This window comes from Sphingomonas sp. Leaf20 (genome assembly GCF_001421535.1).
Taxonomy (GTDB): Bacteria; Pseudomonadota; Alphaproteobacteria; order Sphingomonadales; family Sphingomonadaceae; genus Sphingomonas.
Map to the genome: position 1 here is coordinate 1,569,060 of NZ_LMKN01000001.1, position 21,687 is coordinate 1,590,746.

Annotated in this window: 23 protein-coding genes; 19 read left to right on the plus strand and 4 right to left on the minus strand. The window is 67.2% G+C overall.

The features are described from left to right. The first annotated feature begins 235 nt into the window (after positions 1-235). From ASE72_RS07175 to ASE72_RS07225, 11 genes are all read left to right on the plus strand, one after another. Positions 236-1,048 carry a shikimate dehydrogenase family protein gene (locus ASE72_RS07175; RefSeq protein ID WP_056018295.1) on the plus strand — a complete coding sequence of 271 codons (813 nt, stop codon included), beginning with the start codon at positions 236-238 and terminating at the stop codon, positions 1,046-1,048. After that, positions 1,045-1,623, plus strand: coding sequence for a dephospho-CoA kinase (gene coaE, locus ASE72_RS07180; RefSeq protein WP_056018297.1), 579 nt, complete (start codon positions 1,045-1,047; stop codon positions 1,621-1,623). Before ASE72_RS07175 ends, coaE begins: the two co-directional genes overlap by 4 nt. Before the next feature lie 16 nt (positions 1,624-1,639). Next, entirely contained in the window at positions 1,640-2,332 is a 693-nt protein-coding gene (dnaQ, locus tag ASE72_RS07185) for a DNA polymerase III subunit epsilon (RefSeq protein WP_056019186.1), read from the plus strand. 49 nt (positions 2,333-2,381) lie between these two features. Beyond that, the gene (gene hpf / locus ASE72_RS07190) at positions 2,382-2,984 is read left to right on the plus strand and encodes a ribosome hibernation-promoting factor, HPF/YfiA family (RefSeq protein ID WP_056018299.1); all 603 of its coding nucleotides are present in this window, start codon (positions 2,382-2,384) and stop codon (positions 2,982-2,984) included. Positions 2,985-3,052: 68 nt separating this feature from the next. After that, positions 3,053-3,535 carry a PTS sugar transporter subunit IIA gene (locus ASE72_RS07195; RefSeq protein ID WP_056018300.1) on the plus strand — a complete coding sequence of 161 codons (483 nt, stop codon included), beginning with the start codon at positions 3,053-3,055 and terminating at the stop codon, positions 3,533-3,535. Continuing rightward, complete coding sequence (locus tag ASE72_RS07200) at positions 3,525-4,013, plus strand: PaaI family thioesterase (RefSeq protein WP_056018302.1); 489 nt, start codon at positions 3,525-3,527, stop codon at positions 4,011-4,013. Before ASE72_RS07195 ends, ASE72_RS07200 begins: the two co-directional genes overlap by 11 nt. Then, positions 4,010-4,336, plus strand: coding sequence for a DUF1491 family protein (locus ASE72_RS07205; RefSeq protein ID WP_056018304.1), 327 nt, complete (start codon positions 4,010-4,012; stop codon positions 4,334-4,336). Before ASE72_RS07200 ends, ASE72_RS07205 begins: the two co-directional genes overlap by 4 nt. A gap of 152 nt (positions 4,337-4,488) precedes the next feature. After that, positions 4,489-5,121, plus strand: coding sequence for a cell wall hydrolase (locus ASE72_RS07210; protein ID WP_056018306.1), 633 nt, complete (start codon positions 4,489-4,491; stop codon positions 5,119-5,121). Positions 5,122-5,251: 130 nt separating this feature from the next. Further along, entirely contained in the window at positions 5,252-5,758 is a 507-nt protein-coding gene (locus ASE72_RS07215) for an MmcB family DNA repair protein (protein ID WP_056019190.1), read from the plus strand. Between the two features lie 102 nt (positions 5,759-5,860). Beyond that, positions 5,861-6,838 (plus strand): cation diffusion facilitator family transporter, encoded by a 978-nt coding sequence (locus tag ASE72_RS07220; RefSeq protein WP_056019193.1) that lies wholly within the window; start codon positions 5,861-5,863, stop codon positions 6,836-6,838. 50 nt (positions 6,839-6,888) lie between these two features. After that, a complete protein-coding gene (locus tag ASE72_RS07225; protein WP_056018308.1) occupies positions 6,889-7,290 on the plus strand; it encodes a glycine zipper 2TM domain-containing protein in 402 nt (133 codons plus the stop codon). Between the two features lie 92 nt (positions 7,291-7,382). On the opposite strand, the gene ASE72_RS07230 is transcribed toward ASE72_RS07225, so the two are convergent. Continuing rightward, the gene (locus ASE72_RS07230; protein WP_056018310.1) at positions 7,383-8,411 is read right to left on the minus strand and encodes a polyprenyl synthetase family protein; all 1,029 of its coding nucleotides are present in this window, start codon (positions 8,409-8,411) and stop codon (positions 7,383-7,385) included. Between the two features lie 102 nt (positions 8,412-8,513). On the opposite strand from ASE72_RS07230, the gene ASE72_RS07235 reads away from it, so the two are divergent. The 5 genes from ASE72_RS07235 to ASE72_RS07255 all read left to right on the plus strand — a co-directional run bounded on the left by ASE72_RS07235 (position 8,514) and on the right by ASE72_RS07255 (position 15,602). Beyond that, on the plus strand, positions 8,514-8,792 hold the full coding sequence (locus ASE72_RS07235) for a chorismate mutase (RefSeq protein ID WP_056018312.1): 279 nt from the start codon (positions 8,514-8,516) through the stop codon (positions 8,790-8,792). Positions 8,793-8,956: 164 nt separating this feature from the next. Then, positions 8,957-9,610, plus strand: a complete 654-nt coding sequence (gene tmk, locus ASE72_RS07240; protein ID WP_056018314.1) for a dTMP kinase — start codon at positions 8,957-8,959, stop codon at positions 9,608-9,610. Between the two features lie 146 nt (positions 9,611-9,756). Then, complete coding sequence (locus ASE72_RS07245) at positions 9,757-11,583, plus strand: methyl-accepting chemotaxis protein (RefSeq protein WP_056018316.1); 1,827 nt, start codon at positions 9,757-9,759, stop codon at positions 11,581-11,583. Positions 11,584-11,776: 193 nt separating this feature from the next. Then, positions 11,777-13,081, plus strand: a complete 1,305-nt coding sequence (gene pncB, locus ASE72_RS07250) for a nicotinate phosphoribosyltransferase (RefSeq protein WP_056018318.1) — start codon at positions 11,777-11,779, stop codon at positions 13,079-13,081. Between the two features lie 88 nt (positions 13,082-13,169). Next, complete coding sequence (locus ASE72_RS07255) at positions 13,170-15,602, plus strand: hypothetical protein (protein WP_235532267.1); 2,433 nt, start codon at positions 13,170-13,172, stop codon at positions 15,600-15,602. 18 nt (positions 15,603-15,620) lie between these two features. Here ASE72_RS07255 and ASE72_RS07260 read toward each other — a convergent pair whose 3' ends face one another. Beyond that, on the minus strand, positions 15,621-16,934 hold the full coding sequence (locus tag ASE72_RS07260) for a M20/M25/M40 family metallo-hydrolase (protein ID WP_056019199.1): 1,314 nt from the start codon (positions 16,932-16,934) through the stop codon (positions 15,621-15,623). 80 nt (positions 16,935-17,014) lie between these two features. Then, a complete protein-coding gene (locus ASE72_RS07265) occupies positions 17,015-17,641 on the minus strand; it encodes an ankyrin repeat domain-containing protein (RefSeq protein WP_235532268.1) in 627 nt (208 codons plus the stop codon). Between the two features lie 75 nt (positions 17,642-17,716). On the opposite strand from ASE72_RS07265, the gene ASE72_RS07270 reads away from it, so the two are divergent. From ASE72_RS07270 to ASE72_RS07280, 3 genes are read left to right on the plus strand one after another with little or no spacing between them, the layout of a single operon-like run. Next, positions 17,717-18,313: an SCO family protein gene (locus ASE72_RS07270; RefSeq protein WP_056018320.1), complete on the plus strand. Its 597-nt coding sequence runs from the start codon at positions 17,717-17,719 to the stop codon at positions 18,311-18,313. 7 nt (positions 18,314-18,320) lie between these two features. Further along, positions 18,321-18,755, plus strand: coding sequence for a YcgN family cysteine cluster protein (locus ASE72_RS07275; protein WP_056018322.1), 435 nt, complete (start codon positions 18,321-18,323; stop codon positions 18,753-18,755). Positions 18,756-18,759: 4 nt separating this feature from the next. After that, positions 18,760-19,434 (plus strand): M48 family metallopeptidase, encoded by a 675-nt coding sequence (locus tag ASE72_RS07280; RefSeq protein WP_056018324.1) that lies wholly within the window; start codon positions 18,760-18,762, stop codon positions 19,432-19,434. 23 nt (positions 19,435-19,457) lie between these two features. On the opposite strand, the gene ASE72_RS07285 is transcribed toward ASE72_RS07280, so the two are convergent. After that, a complete protein-coding gene (locus ASE72_RS07285; RefSeq protein ID WP_082445830.1) occupies positions 19,458-21,626 on the minus strand; it encodes a transglycosylase domain-containing protein in 2,169 nt (722 codons plus the stop codon). Positions 21,627-21,687 lie beyond the last annotated feature (61 nt).

A 21,687-nucleotide genomic window follows, 5' to 3' on the forward strand; every position in this document is an offset into this window, starting at 1 on the left:
TTTCACGGGGCAGGCGACGTCCGCCAAACTGGGAGATCCCAGCTTCCGCTGGGATGACGATTTCAAGGGGTGACGGCTTCGAGGGATGGCGATTTGGAGGGAGGACGGCGTGGAGGGAGGACGGTCACAGGGGCAGCCCGTGGCAATTTCAACGCGGTAGACTAAATCGTCTCCACCCGCGAAGGCGGGTGCCGAGACTGGATCCCCGCCGTCGCGGGGACACACGGAGCGCAGAATGACCCGACCCTATGCCGAAGTGATCGGCGATCCGATCGCACAGTCGAAATCGCCGCTGATCCACGGCTTCTGGCTCGACGCGCTCGGGATCGACGCGGAATACCGCCACAAGCATGTCACCGCTGAGGCGCTCCCTGCCTATTTCGCCGAGCGCAAGGCAGACCCCGCCTGGCGCGGGTGCAACGTCACGATGCCGCACAAGCTTGCCGCGCTCGATCACGTCGCCGATCCTGGCAATGTCCGCGGCACGATCGGCGCGATCAACACCGTGTTCCGTAATTCGGCGGGCGATTGCATCGGCACCAACACCGATGCCGCGGGCTTCTGGGCGCCGATCGACGACCTCGATATCGCGGGTCAGCCCGCGACGGTGATCGGCGCGGGCGGTGCGGCGCGTGCGGTCCTGTTTGCGCTGTCCCGCATGGGAGTCGGGCCGGTGATTATCCTCAATCGCAGTCCGCTCAAGGGCGCTGCCTTGCTCTCGAGTTTCGGGCTCAAGGGTCAGGCCTTGCCGATCCCCGCGGCCGCACCGCCATCGCGGCTTCTCGTCAACGCGAGCGTTCTCGGCATGGCCGGGCACCCCTCGCTCGACATCGACCTCGGTGCGCTGGACCCGGACTCGCTCGTCTACGACATCGTCTATTCGCCGCTCGAGACCACGCTGCTCAAGACGGCGCGCGCGCGCGATCTCGAGACCGTCGACGGGCTCGAGATGCTGATCGGTCAGGCGGCGGTCGCGTTCGAAATATTGTTCCACGTGGAACCTCCGCGTGACCGCGACGACGAACTTCGCGCTCGTCTCACCCAATGATCATCGGACTGACCGGATCGATCGGCATGGGCAAATCGACCGTCGCGTCGATGTTTGCGGCCGAGGGCGTACCGGTGTTTGATGCCGATGCGACGGTGCACAGGCTCCAGGCGGCTGGCGGCCGGCTGGTCCCGGCGATCGCGGCCGCCTTTCCCGACGCGGTCGTCGATGGCGCGATCGACCGGGCAAAACTCGGCTCCGCGGTGTTCGGCGACGACGCGGCGATCAAGCGGCTCGAGTCGATCGTCCACCCCGCGGTCGCGGAGGAACGCGCGGCGTTCCTCACGCATAACACCGACGGGCTTGTCGTCTTCGACGTGCCGTTGCTGTTCGAGACGGGTGGCGATCGTCGCGTCGATTGCATCGTCGTCGTCACGGCCGCACCCGAAGTCCAGCGCGCGCGCGTTCTCGCGCGACCGGGCATGACGCCGGCGAAGTTCGCGACCATCCTCGGACGACAGACGCCCGATGCCGAAAAGCGCGCGCGTGCCGATCACGTCATCTTCACCGATACCGATCTTTCCGAAACGCGCGCGCAGGTCCGTGCGGTCATCGCTTGCGCACGCGCCGCGTAAGGTCGATACCATCGTGATGCGCGAGATCGTCTTCGACACCGAAACCACCGGCCTCAGTTTTGCAGGCGGCGACCGGATGGTCGAAATCGGCTGCGTCGAGATGGTCAACCGCGTCGAGACCGGGCGGACCTTCCACGCCTATTATCATCCGGAACGCGACATGCCGGTCGAGGCGTTCAACGTCCACGGGCTGAGCCAGGCATTCCTTTCGGACAAGCCGCGCTTTGGTGACGCGGTCGAGGCGCTGCTCGACTTCGTTGGCGACGCACCGATGATCGCGCACAACGCCGCGTTCGATTTCTCGTTTCTGAACGGCGAGCTGACCAAATGCGGTCGGCAGATCATCCATCTCAAGCGGATGGTCGATACACTCCAGATCGCGCGTAGCCGCCACCCCGGCGCCAAGCATTCGCTCGATGCGCTGTGCTCACGCTTCGGGATCGACCGCAGCCACCGCGTGCTGCACGGCGCGCTGCTCGATGCGCAGTTGCTGGCGCAGGTCTATGTCGAGCTGATGGGGGGGCGCCAGATCGGCCTCGGCCTTATCAGCGATGCCGTATCGTCCGCCTCGACTCCGATCGTCGCACAGACGCCTCGTGTCGTTCGTCCGCCGCGTGTTTTCGTGGCGAGCGACGGAGACCTTGCGGCGCATGCGGCGTTTATGAAGGGGATCAAGGATCCGATTTGGGGGGCCGTGGCGTCCGGATGACGTCGACCGAGCGGAGCCAACAGGACCGTTCGACTGCATGGAGAAGACAATGGATATCCGGATTTCTGGTCATCAGGTCGCCACGGGCGAAGCACTCAACACCCATGTGCAAGACCGACTCCAGGGTATCGCCGACAAGTATTTCTCGCGCGCCATTTCTGCCGAAGTCACCTTTGGCAAGGGGCCGCACGATGCCGGCTTCAAATGCGATATCGTCGCGCATGTCATGAAGGGGCTAGTCCTGAAGGGCCATGCCGAGGCCTATGACGCGCACCCCGCATTCGACGGCGCCGCTGCCAAGATCGAGACCCAGTTGCGCCGCTACATGCGACGACTGAAGGATCGCCATGCCGGCGAGGCGGTCGCGATCGCGGAGAGTACCGGATACGACAATGCCGGCTACACGCTGTTCCAGGAAAACATCCAGGAAGAGGACGTCGCCGACGCGCCGCTGATCATCGCCGAAACACGCGTCGATATTCCCGAAGCCAGCGTGTCCGATGCGGTGATGATGCTCGATCTGCGCAACACCGCGGCACTCCTGTTCACGAACGCGGGAACGGGCGCACACAACATGGTCTATCGCCGCGGTGACGGCACGATCGGTTGGGTCGAGCCCCAGCGTGCGGCCTCCAGCACGCCTCCACAGTAAGGCGCGCTCTTTACGCCCCCGCACGACCCGCTAAGGCGGGAGTGCGGGGGCGCTCAGAGACAAACAGCATGAATGATTTCAGCGATATGCTGCGTCCTGACGCAGTCCTGACCAATATGGTCGCAGCCAATAAAAAGGCGGTCTTCCAGCAACTTTCGACAATTGCCGCGGATAATCTGGCGGATGCTACAGGCCGAATCGACGCGAAGTCGATCGCCGACCTGCTGACCGCACGTGAAAAGCTTGGCTCGACGGGATTCGGCGGCGGTGTTGCCATCCCGCATGCGAAACTGCCGGGTCTTTCGCAGGTCACGGGCGTCTTTGCGCGGCTTGCCCAGCCGATCGACTTTCAGGCGGTCGACGATCTTCCGGTCGACCTCGTCTTCATGCTGCTGTCGCCGACCGATGCGGGCGCGGTGCACCTGAAGGCGCTCGCGCGCGTCTCGCGGCGCCTGCGCGACAAGACGTTTCTCGAAAAGCTGCGCGGCGGCGGCTCCCCCGACGCGTTGTACGCGCTGTTCTCCGCGGACGAGGTTCGCGATGCAGCGTGATGGCGTCGATCCGGACGCCGCGGGCGAAGACGCGCATTTCCGCGCGCTCGAGTCGCTCTATGCACGCGCGCCGATCAACCGGTTCTTCGACTCGACGCTCGAAATCCCCGAACGCGGATTTGCGCGTATTCATTTCACGATCGACGAACGCCATTATCATGCCGGTGGCGCGGCGCATGGCACGAGCTATTTCAAGATGCTCGACGATGCCGCCTTCTACGCCGCCAACAGCCTCGTCACCGACCGGTTTCTGCTTACCACCGCGTTCAACCTGTTGCTGACCCGCCCGCTGAAGGTCGGCCCGGTCGTGGCCGAAGGCCGCTGGATCAGCGGAAAGCGCCGCGTGTTCGTCGCGGATGCGCGGCTGATCGACGCCGAGGGTGAGGAGGCCGCGCGCGGTACGGGCACCTTTATGCGCTCGCGGATTCCGCTTGCCGGACTGCCCGGATATCGTAGCTCCGACCGACCCGGCGGGTGACCGGTCGCCTCCCCAGTGGTCTCCTCGTCAGCGCGCTGCTGCGCCGCGTCAACGATGCGGGCGGCTTTGGTATCGTGCTCGCCAAGGGGGATCCGCAGGGTGGCGCGATCCTCGTCATTGCGCTTGATCCGGGGGCACCGCCACGCGTGCTCGAACGCGGGATCGGACCCGGCGGGCGCGTCGCGCTGATCGACTCGACTCCGACCGACGACATCGACGGCTACTGGCGGCGCCGACGCGCGCGCGATCCGGATTTGTGGGTGATCGAGGTGGACATCGCAGCGGCAGAACGGTTCGCCGCTGAAACGATCGTCGCCGATTGACTCCAATGCCCCCCCGATAGAGGGGGATTACATCATTGATTGGCGTTGTGTCGGTGCGGGTGCGATCCGGGTCGATTACGCAGTCGGGGGGATGCACGGACGATCGTCTTTGACGAGCGAACCGCGATTCAACCGCACCTGAATAAGTTTGAATGACGATAATGCAGCGGGCCGCGACCATCGCAGCCATGTCTCTCTCGCTTGCCGGACTCCTCGGCAACAGCGCACCAGGCAAGGCCAGCGGTATCGACCGCTCGACGGCCAGCCTTACCGCACTTGCCAATCTAAACGCCCTGTCTCCGCAGAATGTTCCGTTGGTCGCTCCTGCCGCAGTTCCTGCCGCCGTCGAGCCCACCACCACTGCCGAAGACGAAGAATTCGACACCCTCGCAGAAGCCGTCGCCGCGCAGGACAATGCCGCCGCCGACGAAGCGCTCGAGTGCCTTGCCGGCGCAATCTACTTCGAATCCAAGGGTGAGCCGCTGACTGGCCAGCTCGCTGTCGCCGAAGTCATCATCAACCGCGCCAAGTCGGGCCGTTTCCCGACGGACGTTTGCGCCGTCGTCAAGCAGCGTGGCCAATTCAGCTTCGTGCGCGGTGGCCAGATCCCGACCATCAACATCGGCAAGGCCTATCGCACCGCGATCGCCGTCGCCAAGGTCGCGCTCGCTGACGCGTGGAACAGCCCCGCGCAGAAGGCGCTGTACTTCAACACCGCCGACCGCCGCCCTGCTGGCCGCGTCATCAAGGTTGCCTCGATCGGCAACCACGTCTTCTACCGCTGAGTCGGATCGTCCCGACCGCCGTCGGGAAAGGTTGAACACGCGGCGTCCCGCTTCGATTTCGAGACCCATGATCCGCGGATGAGCAGGCGAATGCGCTTGCCTCGTTCGCGGATTGTTCTATTTTCGGGCGATGCTCGACACCCCCCCGGCCTCCTGTATCGACGAACCCGGATCCCCGTTATGCGCAGCCGATGTGGCGCGCGGCGTGGTCCGGATGTTGCTGCGTCATGACCTGACCGCGATGGCGGAAGTGCCGCTCGACGGCGGGCGCCGCGCCGATCTGATGGCCATCGACGCACGCGGCCATATCGTCATCGTCGAGATCAAGGTCTCGCGCGCCGATCTGCTCGGGGACGGAAAATGGCCCGACTATCTGGGGCATTGCGATCGCTATTTCTGGGCGGTGCCCGCGGGGTTCGATGCCAGCCCGCTGCACGGCGCGGCGTTTCTCCCCGAACGCACCGGGATCATCGTCGCGGACCGGTACGACGCGGCGATCGTTCGCGAGGCGCACACCACCCCCCTCCCCGCGCATGTCCGGAAGCGCGGGACGCTTGCCTTTGCACGCCGTGCGGCACGCCGCCTGATCGCGCAGACCGACCCCGATGCCGACGGACTGGCGTTCGGCGCCGGCTGAACGCCGCTCTGTCGCGGGCGCCCGATCGCCGGTACCGCACGCGTCCTAGTATCTCACGCCACCGCAATGCTACGCGCCGGCCGAATCACCGGAGCGCAGACGTTGGGCGGACATCATCACGGACATGATCACGGGCACGATCAGGGGCAGGGGCACGGCCATGCGCACGGCCACGGGCACGGAGGACATGGCCATAGCCATGCGCCGGAGTCGTTCGACCGCGCCTTCGCGATCGGCATCGGCCTCAACATCGCCTTCGTCGCGATCGAGGCGCTGGTCGGGCTGCGGATCGACTCGGTCGCGCTGCTCGCCGATGCGGGTCACAATCTCTCCGACGTGCTGGGCCTGGTCGTCGCATGGGGTGGGACGATGCTCGCGCGGACTGCGCCGACCAAACGCTTTACCTATGGGCTGAAGGGATCGACGATCCTCGCCGCGCTGACCAACGCGCTGCTGCTTCTGGTGGCGCTGGGGGCGATCGTTCTCGAGGCATCGCAGCGTTTTGCCAGTCCGGCGCCGACCGCCGGGCTGACGGTGTCGATGGTCGCGGGCGTCGGTATCGCGGTCAACGCCGTGACCGCCTGGATGTTCGCGCGGGGCCGCAAGGGCGACGTCAATATCCGTGGCGCGTATCTTCACATGGCGGCGGATGCGCTCGTGTCGGCGGGCGTCGTGATCGCGGGTCTCGTCATCTGGCGGACGGGGCTGACCTGGATCGATCCCGCGGTCAGCATCGCCATCGCGATCCTGATCTTCTGGCAGACCTGGGGCCTGCTTCGCGAAACGATTGAGATGACGCTGTCGGCGGTGCCGCGCGGGATCGATTTCGATCATGTCGATCAGGCGCTGTGCGGTCTTCCGGGCGTTACCGCGATCCACGATCTTCATATCTGGCCGATGAGCACGACTGAGCCCGTCCTGACCGCGCATCTGGTCATGCCCAGGGGCCATCCCGGCGACCGGTTCCTGACCGACGCGCGCGAACTGCTGCACGATCGGTTCGGGATCGGCCATGCCACGCTGCAGGTCGAGACGGGAGATGGGGACGATTGCGCGATGGCGGATACCGCGACCGTCTGAACCTTTGCGTCGCGCGGGGGTTACCTTGTCATAGATCAGGAGAAGACCCCGTGAAGAACCATCTGATTGCCGCACTGATGTCGGTCGCCGTCGTCGCACCCGTGATTACTCCCGTCGAGGCAACCGCCCAGCGGCGCGACGACCGCCGCGACAATCGGCGCGTGGACCGCAACTGGCATGGCGACGACCGCAACTGGGATCCCTCGCGCAGCTATCAGAACGGCAACTACCGTGAGCGCCGCCTCGGCCGCAACGACCGCATCTATCGCGGGCAGGACGGCCGCGCCTATTGCAAGCGCAACGACGGCACGACGGGCCTGGTGATCGGTGCGCTCGGCGGCGGCGCGCTCGCCAACCTCATCGGTGGCGGTACGCTGGGAACGCTGGCGGGCGCCGGCGGTGGCGCGCTGCTCGGTCGCTCGGTCGATCGCGGCAATGTGAAGTGCCGCTAAACGTCTGATATCACTGCAAACAAGAACGGCGGCCGAGCAATCGGCCGCCGTTTTCATGTCGGTGCATAAAGCGATGCCCGGGCGATGCCGGATCAGTAAGCGCGCGCGACCGCGAATTCGACCGCCTCGATCATCGCGTCCTTCGCCACCGAGTCGGGGAAGCCGCCGATCGAGTCGATCGCGCGCTGACCATAATGCCGTGCGCGCGCGAAGGTATCGTCGATCGCGCGCGTCGCGCGGATCAGCCGTACGGCATGCTGCAGGTCCGCATCGCTGTCGCGACGGCCCTCGACCGCGTCCTTCCAGAACTGACGGTCCTCGGCGGATCCCCGCGCATAGGCGAGGATGACGGGCAGCGTCATCTTGCCCTCGCGGAAGTCGTCGCCGGCATCCTTGCCCATCGTGTCCGCGTCCGAAACATAGTCGATCGCGTCGTCGACGAGCTGGAACGCGATCCCCAGGTTCCGGCCATAGGCGTCGAGCGCGGCCTCCTCGGCTTCGGATCGCTCGGCGACGACCGCCGCGATCCGGCACGCCGCTGCGAACAGCGCCGCGGTCTTCGCGCCAATGATATCGAGATAGCGTTCCTCGCCCAGATCGACGCGGCGGGCGGCGGTGAGCTGGTTGACCTCGCCCTCGGCGATGATCGCGCTGGTCGACGACAGGATCTTGAGCGCCCTCAGGCTCTCCGCCTCGACCATCAGTTCGAAGCTGCGGCTGAACAGGAAATCGCCGACCAGAACGCTTGCCGGATTTCCCCAGATGATGTTCGCGGTCCGCTTGCCGCGACGCAGGTCCGATCCGTCGACCACGTCGTCATGCAGCAGCGTCGCCGTGTGGATGAACTCGACCGCGGCGGCGAGCAGATGATGCTGCGTCCCGGTGTAGCCGATCAGCTGCGCGCTTGCGAGCGTCAGCATCGGGCGCATCCGCTTGCCGCCACCCGCGATCAGATGGCCCGCCAGTTCGGGGATCAACGGGATCTCCGAATCCATCCGCGCGACGATCACGGCATTGACCTGATCCATATCGTGCGTGACGAGCCGGAGCATCGGATCCAGCGAAGGCTGTGACCCGGCATTGGAAGTGGAGGAGTCGAGGCGGTGGACGGTAGCGCTCATCTGCCCGAGCCTCTGGCCGGTAAGCCTCCGCAAAGCAACCCTTGCCGGCGTGCGAAACGCTCCGCAAAAGGCGGGCGCGCATAATGAATCGGAGGTTCCACGATGCCCGACGACCTGCTGAGCGGCTATCGCCAGAGCATCGACAATATCGATGCGGCCCTTATCCACATGCTGGCCGAGCGGTTCAAGGTCACGCAGGCGGTGGGGCGCCACAAGGCGACGTACGGCCTGCCCGCCGCCGACCCGGGCCGCGAGGAGCGGCAGATCGCCCGGCTCCGCCGTCTTGCCGAAGAAGCACAGCTCGATCCCGAATTTTCCGAGAAATTCCTGCGTTTCATCATCGACGAGGTGATCCGGCATCATGAACAGCTTCGCGAATGAACGGGCGTATCGATGATCGCCGCGGTCCTCGCGACTGAGGCGTTCGACCTGCACGTGCTGGTCGGTTAGGGAGGCGCGATGAGCTTCCTCCCTGTGATCGAACGCGCGGGCCGCCCGCTGCCCGGCTTCACCCCCGCTGCACGCTATGCGATGCGCGGCCGGGTATGAGCTGCAACGGTTTCTTTGCGATCGAGGGGATCGACGGCAGCGGCAAGAGCGGCATGGTCGGCTATCTCGTCGAGCAACTCCGCGCGCGCGGCGGCAAGGGGGCGGCGACCCGCGAGCCGGGCGGCACGCCGCAGGGCGAGGCGATCCGATCGCTGATCCTGTCGGGCGCGGACGATGCCTGGGATCCGCATGCCGAGCTGCTGCTGATGACCGCGGCGCGCGTCGAGCATGTCCGTCGTGTCATCAAACCCGCGCTGGAACTCGGGCGGTTCGTGATCTCCGACCGCTATGTCGGCTCGACCATCGCCTATCAGGGTGCGGGGCGCGGCATGTCCGAGGCGTTCATCCGTCAGCTCCACGCCGCTGCCGTCGGCGATGTCTGGCCCGATCTGACGATCATCCTCGACCTGGACGTCGAGACCGGCCTCTCGCGAAGCCGCAAGCGGCTGGCGACCTCGGCGGTCGACGAGGGGCGGTTCGAAACGCTGGATCTCGCCTTTCACCTGCGCATCCGCGAATCGTTCCTCGATCAGGCGCGGCGCGATCCGGCTCGTCATGTCGTCGTCGATGCCTCCGGCACGCCGGACGAGGTGCGCGCACGCACGATCGCCGCGTTCGACGCCTGGACCGGCCTGCAAACCGACCGATAGGGTTTTCGCCCGCACGATGCGGGCGGTTGCACCGTGTGAATTAGATGCTCTGCGCACAGCCGGGGACGCCCGGCGCGCTATAATGGACCGATACCGGCAGAGCGCGGCGCCGCCCGTTCCGCGCGTTTGTCCATCTGGAGCGTTGGATGACTATCAGGACCTTCGTACGTGCCGGCGGCGCGCTGCTGCTGCTCATGATCATTCTGGCGGCCGGGCTGGCGACATGGCGGATCGACGTCATCCGCATGGGCGGGCCGCTGCAGGTCCAGTCGCAGCGGACCTCGGACCTCGTGGCGGATGTCCTGCCCCCGCCTGCCTATATCATCCAGGCGTATCTGGAGGCGACGCTGCTTCTGCGCGATCCCGCCGATGCGCCCGCCGCGGGCAAGCGACTGGCGAAGCTGCATGACGAGTATCGGGCACGTCACGACTTCTGGTCGCACACCGACATCGATCCGGCGGTCTATGCCGCGTTGCGCGCGAGCAAGCCCGCCGCCGACGCGTTCTGGACCGAGGTGGAGACGCGGTATCTGGCCGCGGCCCGCGCCCGCGATCGTCGTGCGCTCGACCGCAGCTATGCGCGGATCACGCGCGATTATGCGGCGCATCGCGCTGCGATCGACACGCTCGTCACGCGTGCGCTCGCCTATCAGACGAGCCTGAACGATCGTGCCGCGACCACGCTGCACCGCGCGCTCGTCCTGCTGTCGGTGATCGGGCTTCTGATCGTCGGGGGCGTCGCCGGCTTCTGCGTGCTGTTGCTGCGGCGGGTCGTCTCGCCCACCGTCGACCTGTCCGACGTCACTGCGGCACTGGCACGCGGGGAACCGGCATCCGTCCCCTATCTTGATCGCAAGGACGAGCTCGGCAGCATCGCCGTGGCGGTCGAAAGCTTCCGGGTCGCGGCCGAAGCGCGCGCCGAGGCCGATGCAGCGGCGTCCCGCGAACAGACGATGGTCACCGACGCGCTTGCGGGCGTGCTGCAGACGATGGCGACGGGCGATCTGAGAGGGGGGCCCGCGATCGAATTTCCGCCGTCGTTCCGCGAGATCGGGCAGAACCTCAACAGCGCCGTGTCGACGCTGCGCGCGATGATCCAGACCGTCGTCGAGACCGCGACGGAAATCCAGGGCGGCGCAGGCGAGATCTCGACCGCATCGGAGGATCTGGCACGGCGCACCGAAAGCACCGCGGCCAGCCTCGAACAGACCAGTGCCGCGCTCGTCCAGATCGACCAGCGTCTGCGATCGTCGGCGGAAACCTCGTCGAGCACGGTGGCTCGGGCCGACAGCGCGCTCGCCACGGTCGCCGCGGGGCGCTCGACCGCCGAGGACGCGGTTCAGGCGATGTCGCGGGTGGTCACCAGCGTGACCGGAACCGACGACATCATCGAGGGGCTCGACAAGATCGCCTTCCAGACCCGCGTGCTCGCGATGAACGCCGCGGTCGAGGCGGGGCGGGCGGGCGATGCGGGTCGTGGATTTGCGGTCGTTGCCGATCTCGTATCGGTGCTCGCACAAAGAGCCGAGGCGGAAGCCAAGAGCGCGCGCGATCAGCTGACCACCACGCGGACCGAGATCGTGACCGCGGTCACTGCGGTCGAGCAGGTCGACGGGGCGCTGGCGGAGATCGCGCGCGACGTCGGCGACGTCCATGCGCTCGTCGGCGGGATGGTCGTCGACAACCAGGCGCAGTCGCTTGCCATTTCCGAGATTTCCGCAGCGGTCTGCAACATGGATCTGGCGACGCAGCAGAATGCGGCGATGGTCGAGGAGACGTCGGCTGCCGCCAACGGGTTGTCGGCCAAGGTCCAGCGGATGGTGCAACAGGCGTCGGTCTTCCGGTGGGAGCGCCGCGAGCGCAGCCTGCCCGTCGCCGGCGATCGTCGCCGCACCGACCGGCGCGGTCCGGATAGCGCGCCGCGCGATGCCGGCGGCGGCGAACGCCGCGCGCGCCGGCTTGCCGACGCCTGATCGTGTGATCCGGTCGGGACAGGCGGTGCGGGCGTTTGCCCGGTTCACCCGCGATGCCCCGCGTGATCGGGTGACCGCCGGCCAGGCGAAGGCTTTGCAAAACGGGTTTCGGCGCTATCGCTCCCCGGATGGTTCCGCCTGCTCCTGACGCCTTGCCGCGCGGCCGGGCCGAACCGCGAGGAAGGAGTCCGGCATGGCCGTTACCGACATAGCGACGCGCACCTATAATCACGGGTTCCGGCTCGATCCGATCGTCCGCAGCCTGCTCGATACCGATTTCTACAAGCTGCTGATGCTGCAGATGATCCGTCAGCAGTATCCCGACGTGCAGGCCACGTTCGCGCTGATCAACCGGACGGAGACGGTCCGGCTGGCGACGATCATCGACGAGGGCGAGTTGCGTGCGCAGCTCGACCATGCGCGCACGGTGCGGTTCGGCAAGAAGGAACTGATCTGGCTCGCGGGCAACAGCTTCTATGGGCAGGACCGGATGTTCGCGCCCGATTTCCTGCGCTGGCTCGCCGATTTCCAGTTGCCCGATTATGAGCTGCGCACCGTCGATGGTCAGTTCGAGCTGCGTTTCGAGGGACCGTGGACGCACACGACGATGTGGGAGATTCCCGCGCTTGCGATCGTCAACGAACTGCGCGCGCGCGCCGTGCTGCGCGATCGCGGGCGCTTCACGCTCGACGTGATCTACGCGCGCGCCAAGGCCAAGCTGTGGGACAAGGTCGAACGGCTGCGCGCGCTGCCCGATCTCGTCCTCTCCGACTTCGGTACGCGCCGCCGGCACGGTTTCCTCTGGCAACGCTGGTGCGTCGAGGCGTTGAAGGAGGGGTTGGGAACCCGCTTCATCGGCACCTCGAACGTGCTGCTCGCGATGGACAATGATCTCGAGGCGATCGGCACCAACGCGCACGAGTTGCCGATGGTGCGCGCGGCGCTCGCGACCGACGATGCCGGGGTGGCCGCGGCGCCCTATCAGGTGCTCGACGACTGGCGGCGACATTATGGCGGCAACCTGCTGATCGCGTTGCCCGATGCGTTCGGTACCAGCGCGTTTCTCGCCAACGCCCCCGACTGGGTTGCGGACTGGACCGGTTTTCGCCCCGACAGCGCGCCGCCGATCGAGGGGGGCGAGGAGATCATCCGCTGGTGGCAGGCGCACGGCCGCGATCCGAAGACCAAGCTGCTGATCTTTTCTGATGGCATGGACGTCGACACGATCGAGGCGACCTATCGCCATTTCCACGGTCGCGTGCGGATGAGCTTCGGCTGGGGCACCAATCTCACCAATGATTTCCGCGATTGCGACCCCGATGGGATGGCGGGGCTCGAGCCGATCTCGCTGGTCGCGAAGGTCACGCGTGCCGATGGCCGGCCGGCGGTGAAACTGTCGGACAATCCGTCGAAAGCGACCGGCGACCCGGCCGAGATCGAACGCTATCTGCGCATTTTCGGCGGGAAAGGGCGCGCCGCGTCGAAGGTCAGCGTCTAGCGCGGTCGGCGGATCGCCTCGGTCTGCACCGCATCCGTACAACCGGCCGCCCTAAAAAGGCCATGCCGTACCGCCACGACGCACGCCTATGGCTGTTTTGCGACCCTCGATCCGTGCGTCGTTCCTTCGTTTGCGGCATGCGCTGCTGCTGGCTGCGCTGTTCCCGCTGACTCAGGCGCATGCGGATCCCGCCGCGTTCGACCTCACCGGCCCGGCGCTGAGCGTCACCGTGACCCATGGCAGGACGACGCTGCCGATCGGGCAGGTTCCCAATCTGAGCGAGGGGGACCGGATCGCGGTCGGCGCCGAACTGCCGCGCGATCAGGGCGTGCACTATGTGCTCGTCGCCGCGTTTCTGCGCGGCGCGACCAATCCGCCCCCGAAATCCTGGTTCGCGCAGGCCAAGACGTGGGAGCGCAAGAAGAACACGCTCGATCTCACCGTGCCCGCCGGCGCGCGCCAGCTGATCCTGTTCCTCGCGCCCGAGACGGGTGGCGGGTATGACGCGATCGTCGATGCGGTCCGCAAACAGCCCGGTGCGTTCGTGCGTGCCTCGCAGGAGCTGAACCAGGCCTCGCTCGATCGTGCCCGGCTCGACACGTTTCTCGATTCGATCCACCGGCTCGAGCGGACTCGTCCCGAACGGATCGAGACCGTGTCGCCCGTGCTCACGCGCAGCCTGTCGATCACGCTGAAGGCCGAGTGCCTCGAACAGGCGGTCGACCTGCAGGCGGCGTGCCTGACGCAGAGCCGCAGCTCGTTGCTGCTCGCGGACAGCCACAGCGCGTCGCTGACCGAGACGCTCGTCGGCGCGCCCACCGATCTCGCGCTCCAGCTCGCGGCGACGCCCGAGGGCGGCTATGGCTATTACAGCCCCTATATCGGCGTGGTGCGCGATCTCGCGCGGATCTTCGGCGCGTTCCAGTCGACGCAGTTCCAGTATATTCCCGCGCTCGCGCGTGCCAGCGACGCCCGCCTGTCGCTGCTGCTCAATGCCGCGCCGTCCTTTGCCAGACCGAAATCGGTGATGGTCGCGGCACTCCCCGCGATCGAAACCCCCGAGCCGCCGCCGTTGCGGACGGTGGGGCCCGCGCGTGCCTTGTGTCGCGCAGAGGACGGCGTTCTCCTGCCCGTCGAGGGCGCGCCGCTGATCTACGCCACCCGGTACGCGCATGCGATGGCGGTGCGCGTCACGCGGCCCGATGGCAGCAGCGTCGACCTTCCCGTGGCAGCCGATGCCGAGCGGGGCGGGTTCGTGCTGGGGGGCGCCGGCGGCGACGCAGGCGCGTTCGGGACGGGGTTCGACGCGACGCTGCACGGGACCTGGGGTTTCACGCCGTTCGACGGCCCGCGCTTCCGCCTGCAGAGCCCCCGCGCCAACAGCTGGCGCGCAACCGAAGCGGCAACGCTTGTCGCAGGGCGCGACAACAGCCTGACGATCGAGGGCGGCGCGGCGGCGTGTGTCGAGGACATCGCGCTGGCGCGCCCCTCGGGGGCGACCGAGCCGCTCAAATGGACCACGCTGGCGGATGGCCGGATCACCGCCACGATCCCCAAGGCCCAGCTCGCGCCGGGGAAGGTTTCGGTGATCGTTCGCCAGACCGGGATCGCGGCGCCCGATACGATCGCGTTGACCGCGCTGACCGAGGTCGGGCGGATCGACGGCTTCACGCTGCATGCAGGCGATGTGCAGGGGCTGCTGACGGGAACCCGGCTCGACACCGTCGCGTCGCTGACGGTCGATGGCGCGGTCTTCACCCCGGGCGAGGTGGTCCGGACCGCCAAGACCGACGAACGCGCGATGACGGTCGCGACACCGAATACGGTCCAGGGCTGGACGGCGGGTCAGGACAAGACGGGCCGCGTCACGCTCAGGGACGGTCGCGTGCTCCCGGTAGCGGTCCGGATCGCCCCGCCGCGCCCCGTCGTCACGCTGATCGACAAGACCGCCACGCCGACCGCTACCGCGGCGGCGTTGCCGATCACGCTCGCGCAAGGCACGGCGATACCGATCGACGCGCGGCTGACCTTCTCGCTCCGCGGCGAGGGGCCGACGCGCTTTTCCGGTCGCGAGCAGGTCGAGATCGCGACGCTCGATGGACGCGCGTCGACGATCGTCACGGCGGCGAACGGCTATGCCGTGCAGGGGCCACAGGTTGCGATCGTCACGCTCGGCCCGGGCAAGGCGCTTGGCGCGTCGGCCTTTGGCCCGGTGCGCTACCGGGTCCTGCAGGACGGCGTGGCGAGCGACTGGGCGCCGCTCGTCTCGCTCGTGCGGCTCCCGATGCTGACGGGGGTGACGTGTGACAAGGGCGCGCCACGATGCGTGCTGTCGGGCGAGTCGTTGTATCTGCTGGCGGCGGTCGCGGGGGACGCGCAATTTACCGGCGCCACGATCCTGCCCGACGGCTTCACCGCCGGATCGGTGACGATCCCGCGACCCGGCGACACGCTGTTCCTCAGGCTGCGCGACGACGACGGCCTGACCGCCACCGCGAAGCCGGTTGTGGTCGACCGCTAGGCGGCGTTGCAGGCGCGATCAGCGCGCGGCAGGCTCGCGGGACAGGCGCGCCATCAGGATCGCCGCGCGCTTGGCCTGGCGGCGAATGCTGCCGAGGTCGACCGTCTCGCCGGGGGCATGGTCGCCGCTGCTCGCGGTCCCGAGCCCGATCAGCCCGTCGACATCGCCTGCGACGAACGCGATGTCGCCTGCGCCGCGTTTCAGCGGATCGAGCGCCGCCATCTCCGGCAGACGCATGTCGCGATTGACCCGGTTCAGCCGGTCGAGCAGCACGCGGTTGCCCGCGGTCGGCGGCATCGCCGGATAGCCGCTTTCGAAGCTGATCGTCGCCGACGTGCCCGGGGCATGGCGGGCGACGATCGCGGTCATCTTCGCGCGGACCCGCTGCGTCTGGTCCTCGCTCAGCGTCCGGAAGTCACCGCGTGCGACCGCGGTCGCCGCGATGATGTTGCCCTTGCCCGTCGCGGTCGCGCGGACGCCATCGGCATCGAGCGCCGCGGTCGCACCGCCCGCGACCACACCCGTGTTGAACGTCAGGTTCGGCTCGGGCAGATCCTTGCGGAATGCCGCGAGGATGCGCGCCATCTCGTTGATCGCACCGTCGCCATAGCTGTCCGAGAAGATCAGCGAGGAATGGCCGGTCTTGCCCGTAGTGGTCAGCGTCCAGCTGTTCGACGATCGTCGCGCGATCGATCCCATGTCGCGCCCGTCGACGACCGACAGACCTTCGAAATCCAGCGCGACATCGGCGCGCTTGCCGGCCGCGATCAGGTCGGCGCGCGCGATCTCGACCGGATCGCCCGCATCCTCTTCGTCTCCCGTCAGTACGATCTCGATATTCGCGCCGTCGAGCAGCCCCGCCGCCTTCATCGCCCGCAGCGCGGACAGCATCACGACCATCCCGCCCTTGTCGTCGCCCGCCCCAGGCCCCTGTGCGCTGTCGCCCTTGCGTACGAAGCGCTGAAACGGCGAATCGTGCTCGAACACCGTGTCGAGATGCCCGATCAGCAACAGGCGCTTCGTCCCCGGCTTGCCCGGATGCACCGCGATCAGGTGCCCTGCCCGCTTGGTCTGCGGCATCGGCTTCCACCGGACCTGGAAACCGAGCGGTTCGAGTTCGCCGCGGACCATCGCGCCCACCTTCGCGACGCCCGCAAGGTTCATCGTTCCGCTGTTCTGATCGACCAGCGTCTGCAGCAACGCGATCGACCGCTCATGCTCGGCATCGACCACCGCGACCGCGCGCGTCTCGGCAGGCGACAATTGCGCCTGCGTCGTGGTCGATCCGAGGGCCGAGCCCAACAGCGCCAGCGCCAGTCCTGAATATCGCATCACCGTCATCCGCCACTCCCTTTGCGCCATGAAAGCCGGGTTCGGTGCGCGGGTCCAGTGTCGGACGGTCGATCAGCGTCTCAGAATTTCGGTCCCGACACCGCCTGCCGCGTTTTCTTCGGCGCATCCTCGAGCAGCTTGGTCACGACCGGGTTGCGCCCGTCCTGCTTGGCATAGGCGCGGGCGGACATGCCGGCGATGATGTCGGCCTGGTCCGCATCCGCACCCTCGGCCAGCAACGTCCGGATCATGCCGATGTCGCGGCGCTGCACCGCGCGGATCAGCGGCGTCTCGCCTGCCGAATTGCCCAGATTGGGGTTCGCCTTGGCCGCGGTCAGGATCGGGATCATCCCCGCCTGTCCGGTCGTCACCGCGAGCAGCAGCGGGGTGTTGCCCTTGCCGTCGCGCAGATTGGCGTCCGCGCCCTTTTGCAGCAGGAACCGCAGATAGGTCTCGTCGCCGCGCTTGATGACGATATGCAGCGCGCCCTCGCCGGTCGTCACGTCGCGCGAGTTGACGATGCTGCTGCCCGGCCGCCCGAGCATCTCGAGCACGTCGTTGTTCTTCGACTCCCGCACCGCGTTGAGGAATTTATACCCCTCGGACTGGTTCTGCGCATTCACCGCGCTCGGCGTCAGCAGCACGGCGACGGGTAGGGCGACCGTGGCGACCATCATGAGGGAGATGGAGTTGCGGATGTACGGCATCGATAGATCCTCGGGAACTCGGGTGGTGTGCGACGCTTGCGCCGCACGGGCTAACAGATCAAGGCTGGCTGTATCATGACCAGTTTCCGCCCCGCTTTCCTGGCCGCGCTCGCGCTCGCGGCATGCAGCCCATCGGGCCCCGATACGGATACCGCCAAAAGCCCCCCGCTGGCCGGCGCTCGTATCGGTGGGCCATTCACGCTCGTCGACCAGGATGGCCGACAGGTCACCGACCGCCAGTTCGCGGGCAAGTACCGCATCATGTATTTCGGCTACACCTTCTGCCCCGACGTCTGCCCGACCGACATGCAGACGATCGGCGCGGCCATGAAGATGCTGGAGGGCAGCGATCCGGCGCTCGCCGCTCGGATCGTGCCCGTGTTCGTCACGGTCGATCCGACGCGCGACACCCCCGCGATCGTCAAGCAGTTCGTCTCGGCCTTCCATCCCCGGATGGTCGGGCTGACGGGTACGCCCGAGGCGATCGAGGCGGTTAAGAAGGAATTCGCGATCTTTTCGGCGAAGGGCGACGCGTCGCCCGGCGGCGGTTACCTCGTAAACCACTCGCGTCAGGCCTATCTTATGGATCCGGGCGGCAAGCCTCTCGCGCTGCTGCCACAGGACAAGGGACCACAGGCCGTGGCCGACGACATCAAGATCTGGGCGCGGTGATCGCCGTATGAGCAACCGGTTCTGGGAAGACACGCCGATCGACAAGCTCGACCGCGGTCAATGGGAAGCGCTGTGCGACGGCTGCGGCAAATGCTGCATCCACAAGCTCGAGGACGAGGATACCGGCGAACTCGTCGCGACCAACGTCTCGTGCCGCCTGCTCGACCGGCGCAGCGGACAATGTTCCGATTATCGCCACCGCCACGCCTATGTCGCCGAATGCGTCCGGCTGACGACCGCGAACGTCCGCGACATCGACTGGCTGCCCTCGACCTGCGCCTATCGTCTCCGTGCAGCGGGCGAACAATTGCCCGAGTGGCATTATCTCGTCTGCGGCGACCGCGAGGCGGTGCACCGCGCGAAACAGTCGGTCCGCGGCTGGACGATCAGCGAGGACGAGGCGGGCGATCTTGAATATCACGTGATCGATCGCGAACTCTAAGCCGGTGATCGAGGGTCTGGAGATCGTCCGCCACCCCCGCGCACGCCGCGCGCGGCTGTCGATCGATCCTGCAAGCGGTCGCGCCCGTCTCGTCGTCCCGAAGCGCGCCGCGCTCAAACAGGCGCTCGCCTGGGCTCAGGGCAAGGCGGACTGGATCGCCGAACAGCGTGCGTTGCTGCCAAGCCCCCTGCCCTTCATTCCCGGCGCGGTGATCACCGTCGCCGACGAACCGCTGACGATCGCGTGGACCCCCGGCAATCGCCGGACGGTCGTGCGTGAGGGCGCGATCGTGTCGCTGTCGGGTCCCCCCGAAACGATCGCGCGTCGCGTCGAGGCGTGGCTGAAACGCACCGCGCTTGCGCTGCTCGAGGCCGAGACGGCCGAATATGCCGCCAAGGCCGGGGTCAGCGTCGCCAAGGTGGCGATCGGCGATGCGAAAGGCCGTTGGGGCAGCTGTGCGTCGAGCGGCGTGATCCGCTACAACTGGCGGCTTATTCTCGCGCCTAGCTATGTCCGGCGCGCGACGGTCGCGCACGAGGTCGCGCACCGCATCCACATGAACCACGCACCCGTCTTCCACGCGCTCGTCGCCGACCTCTACGGCGCGGACCCGACCCCGGCGCGGATCTGGCTACGCACGCATGGTGCGGCACTTCACTGGGTCGGCCGCCCATCCTGATACCGCCCATCCTGCCGATCGCCCTAATACCGGTCGCTCGAATAACGATCGGTTGGAACGCGGTCGCGCGCCGGATCGCGCTGTAGCGGCTGGCGCCCCGGCGGGACCTGCTCCCGCGTCCGCGGGTCACGCGCCGGGTCGCGGCCGGTCACGCGGTCGATCCAGTCCTGATTGAGCTGCTGTGCCGGTGCGGCAGACGGCGTACCCGACGGATCGGCCTCGGGCCGCGGTAGCGCGTCACCCGTCTGCGCGTCGGTCGGCACGTCCTGCGGCATGCCGCTCTCGATCGGGTTGCCATTCTCGTCGACCATCATCTGGCCGTTGTCGGGTTGCCCGAAATAGCTCTCCTCGTCGGGCTCCAGCTGCCATTCGGGCAGCGTCACCTGTGTCTCGAACTGCTCGATCGGCCGGTCCGCGGTCGCGGGCTTCATGAACGCCGCCCAGGCGCGCGCGGGCGCGGTGCCGCCGTGCAGCCCCGCGATCGGTCGTGCATCGTCGCGTCCCATCCAGACGCCAGTGGTGATCCCGCTCGAGAAGCCGAGGAACCAGCCGTCCTTGGAGGCGGTCGTGGTACCCGTCTTGCCCGCCACCGGACGACCGATCTGCGCGGCGCGCCCGGTTCCGGTGTTGACCGCGGTCTGCAACAGGTCGGTCATCTCGGCGGCGACATAGGGCGCGACGAGCACATGGCTGCGATCGACCTCATGCGTGTAGATCGTCTGGCCGTTCGAGGTGACGCGCGTGATCCCGTATGGGGTCACCGCGATCCCCTTGCTCGCCACGCTCGCAAAGGCACGCGTCATGTCGATCACGCGCGTCTCCGACGTGCCCAGCACCATCGAGGGATGCGTATTGACCGGCGTCGTGATCCCGAACCGCCGCGCCATGTCGGCGACCGTCGTGAACCCGACCTCCTGGCCGAGCTTCGCCGCCACCGTGTTCAGCGAATAGGCGAACGCGGTGCGCAACGACACAGGCCCCGAATTGCGCCGCGAATCGTTGCGCGGCGTCCATCCGTTGATCGTGACGGGTTCGTCGACGATCGAATCCTCGGGCTTGTGACCCGCCTCCAGCGCCGCGAGATACACGAACAGCTTGAACGACGATCCCGGCTGGCGGACCGCCTGCGTGGCGCGGTTGTAGATCGACGAGACATAATCCTTGCCGCCGACCATCGCCTTGACCGCACCATCGCGGTCGAGCGCGACGAGCGCACCCTGCGCGCCGGCGGGCGTGTTCGCCCGGATCGCGGCATCGGCGTGGCGCTGCATCGACAGGTCGAGCGTCGTCCACACCTCGAGCGGTGCCTCGGTCTCGTCGATCAGCGTATCGAGCTGCGGAAGCGCCCAGTCGGTAAAGTAGCGCACGCTGTTCTGCCTGGGCTCGGGCGCGAGCTTGAGCCCCTGAACGTCCGCGTCGGCGGCCTCGCTGGCCGAAATCACCCCCGTCTCGGCCATCGTCTGCAACACGACGCCCGCACGACCCACCGCGGCCTCGGCATCGGCGGTCGGCGAATAGTTGGACGGCGCCTTGACCAGCCCCGCAATCACCGCAGCCTCGGCCAGCGACAGATGATCCGCGCCATGGCCGAAGAACTTGCGCGATGCGGCGTCGATCCCGTACGCGCCGCCGCCATAATAGACCTTGTTCAGGTACAGCTCGAGGATCTCGTCTTTGCTGAACTTGCGCTCCAGCGCGAACGCGAGGATGCCCTCCCGGAATTTGCGCCCGAACTTCTTCTGGTTGTTGAGGAAGACGTTGCGCGCCAATTGCTGGGTGATCGTCGATCCGCCCTGCGTCCAGTGCCCGCGATCGAAGCGGACCTTGACCGACCGCGCGATGCCGACCGGGTCGACGCCGATATGCGACCTGAAGCGGCGATCTTCGACCGCAATCGTCGCGTCGCGCATCACCGCAGGGATCTGGCCATAGGGCAGCCATTCGCCGAAGCTCGGCCCCATCGACACGATCACGCTGCCATCGGCGGCATGGACGCGGATCATCTGTCCATTGGGAGACGATTTGAGGCTTTCGAAGCTCGGCAGCTGCGATCGCGCGATGTACACGGCGATCACGAGCGCACCGAAGGCAAGCACAGCGAGGCCGATCAGCACCTTCAGGAGGAGGACAAGTCGGCGGCGCCATGGGGAGCGAGGCCGAGGGGAGCGGGAAGCGGGACGCGCGCGAGCCATGAAGGGTTGACGAATTACGCCTTATCCGGCCCGCCGACAAGCGTTTCGACCGCGCGGCCTG

Bases quoted from the DNA above. Each gene is read 5' to 3' on its own strand.
- ASE72_RS07210 (WP_056018306.1), top strand. From the start codon at position 4,489: ATGACGATAATGCAGCGGGCCGCGACCATCGCAGCCATGTCTCTCTCG.
- ASE72_RS07230 (WP_056018310.1), bottom strand. From the start codon at position 8,411: ATGAGCGCTACCGTCCACCGCCTCGACTCCTCCACTTCCAATGCCGGG.
- ASE72_RS07265 (WP_235532268.1), bottom strand. From the start codon at position 17,641: ATGCCGTACATCCGCAACTCCATCTCCCTCATGATGGTCGCCACGGTC.
- ASE72_RS07255 (WP_235532267.1), top strand. From the start codon at position 13,170: ATGGCTGTTTTGCGACCCTCGATCCGTGCGTCGTTCCTTCGTTTGCGG.
- ASE72_RS07235 (WP_056018312.1), top strand. From the start codon at position 8,514: ATGCCCGACGACCTGCTGAGCGGCTATCGCCAGAGCATCGACAATATC.
- ASE72_RS07245 (WP_056018316.1), top strand. From the start codon at position 9,757: ATGACTATCAGGACCTTCGTACGTGCCGGCGGCGCGCTGCTGCTGCTC.
- ASE72_RS07200 (WP_056018302.1), top strand. From the start codon at position 3,525: ATGCAGCGTGATGGCGTCGATCCGGACGCCGCGGGCGAAGACGCGCAT.
- ASE72_RS07275 (WP_056018322.1), top strand. From the start codon at position 18,321: ATGAGCAACCGGTTCTGGGAAGACACGCCGATCGACAAGCTCGACCGC.
- tmk (WP_056018314.1), top strand. From the start codon at position 8,957: ATGAGCTGCAACGGTTTCTTTGCGATCGAGGGGATCGACGGCAGCGGC.
- ASE72_RS07260 (WP_056019199.1), bottom strand. From the start codon at position 16,934: ATGCGATATTCAGGACTGGCGCTGGCGCTGTTGGGCTCGGCCCTCGGA.
- pncB (WP_056018318.1), top strand. From the start codon at position 11,777: ATGGCCGTTACCGACATAGCGACGCGCACCTATAATCACGGGTTCCGG.
- dnaQ (WP_056019186.1), top strand. From the start codon at position 1,640: ATGCGCGAGATCGTCTTCGACACCGAAACCACCGGCCTCAGTTTTGCA.
- ASE72_RS07215 (WP_056019190.1), top strand. From the start codon at position 5,252: ATGCTCGACACCCCCCCGGCCTCCTGTATCGACGAACCCGGATCCCCG.
- ASE72_RS07195 (WP_056018300.1), top strand. From the start codon at position 3,053: ATGAATGATTTCAGCGATATGCTGCGTCCTGACGCAGTCCTGACCAAT.
- hpf (WP_056018299.1), top strand. From the start codon at position 2,382: ATGGATATCCGGATTTCTGGTCATCAGGTCGCCACGGGCGAAGCACTC.
- coaE (WP_056018297.1), top strand. From the start codon at position 1,045: ATGATCATCGGACTGACCGGATCGATCGGCATGGGCAAATCGACCGTC.
- ASE72_RS07285 (WP_082445830.1), bottom strand. From the start codon at position 21,626: ATGGCTCGCGCGCGTCCCGCTTCCCGCTCCCCTCGGCCTCGCTCCCCA.
- ASE72_RS07175 (WP_056018295.1), top strand. From the start codon at position 236: ATGACCCGACCCTATGCCGAAGTGATCGGCGATCCGATCGCACAGTCG.
- ASE72_RS07270 (WP_056018320.1), top strand. From the start codon at position 17,717: ATGACCAGTTTCCGCCCCGCTTTCCTGGCCGCGCTCGCGCTCGCGGCA.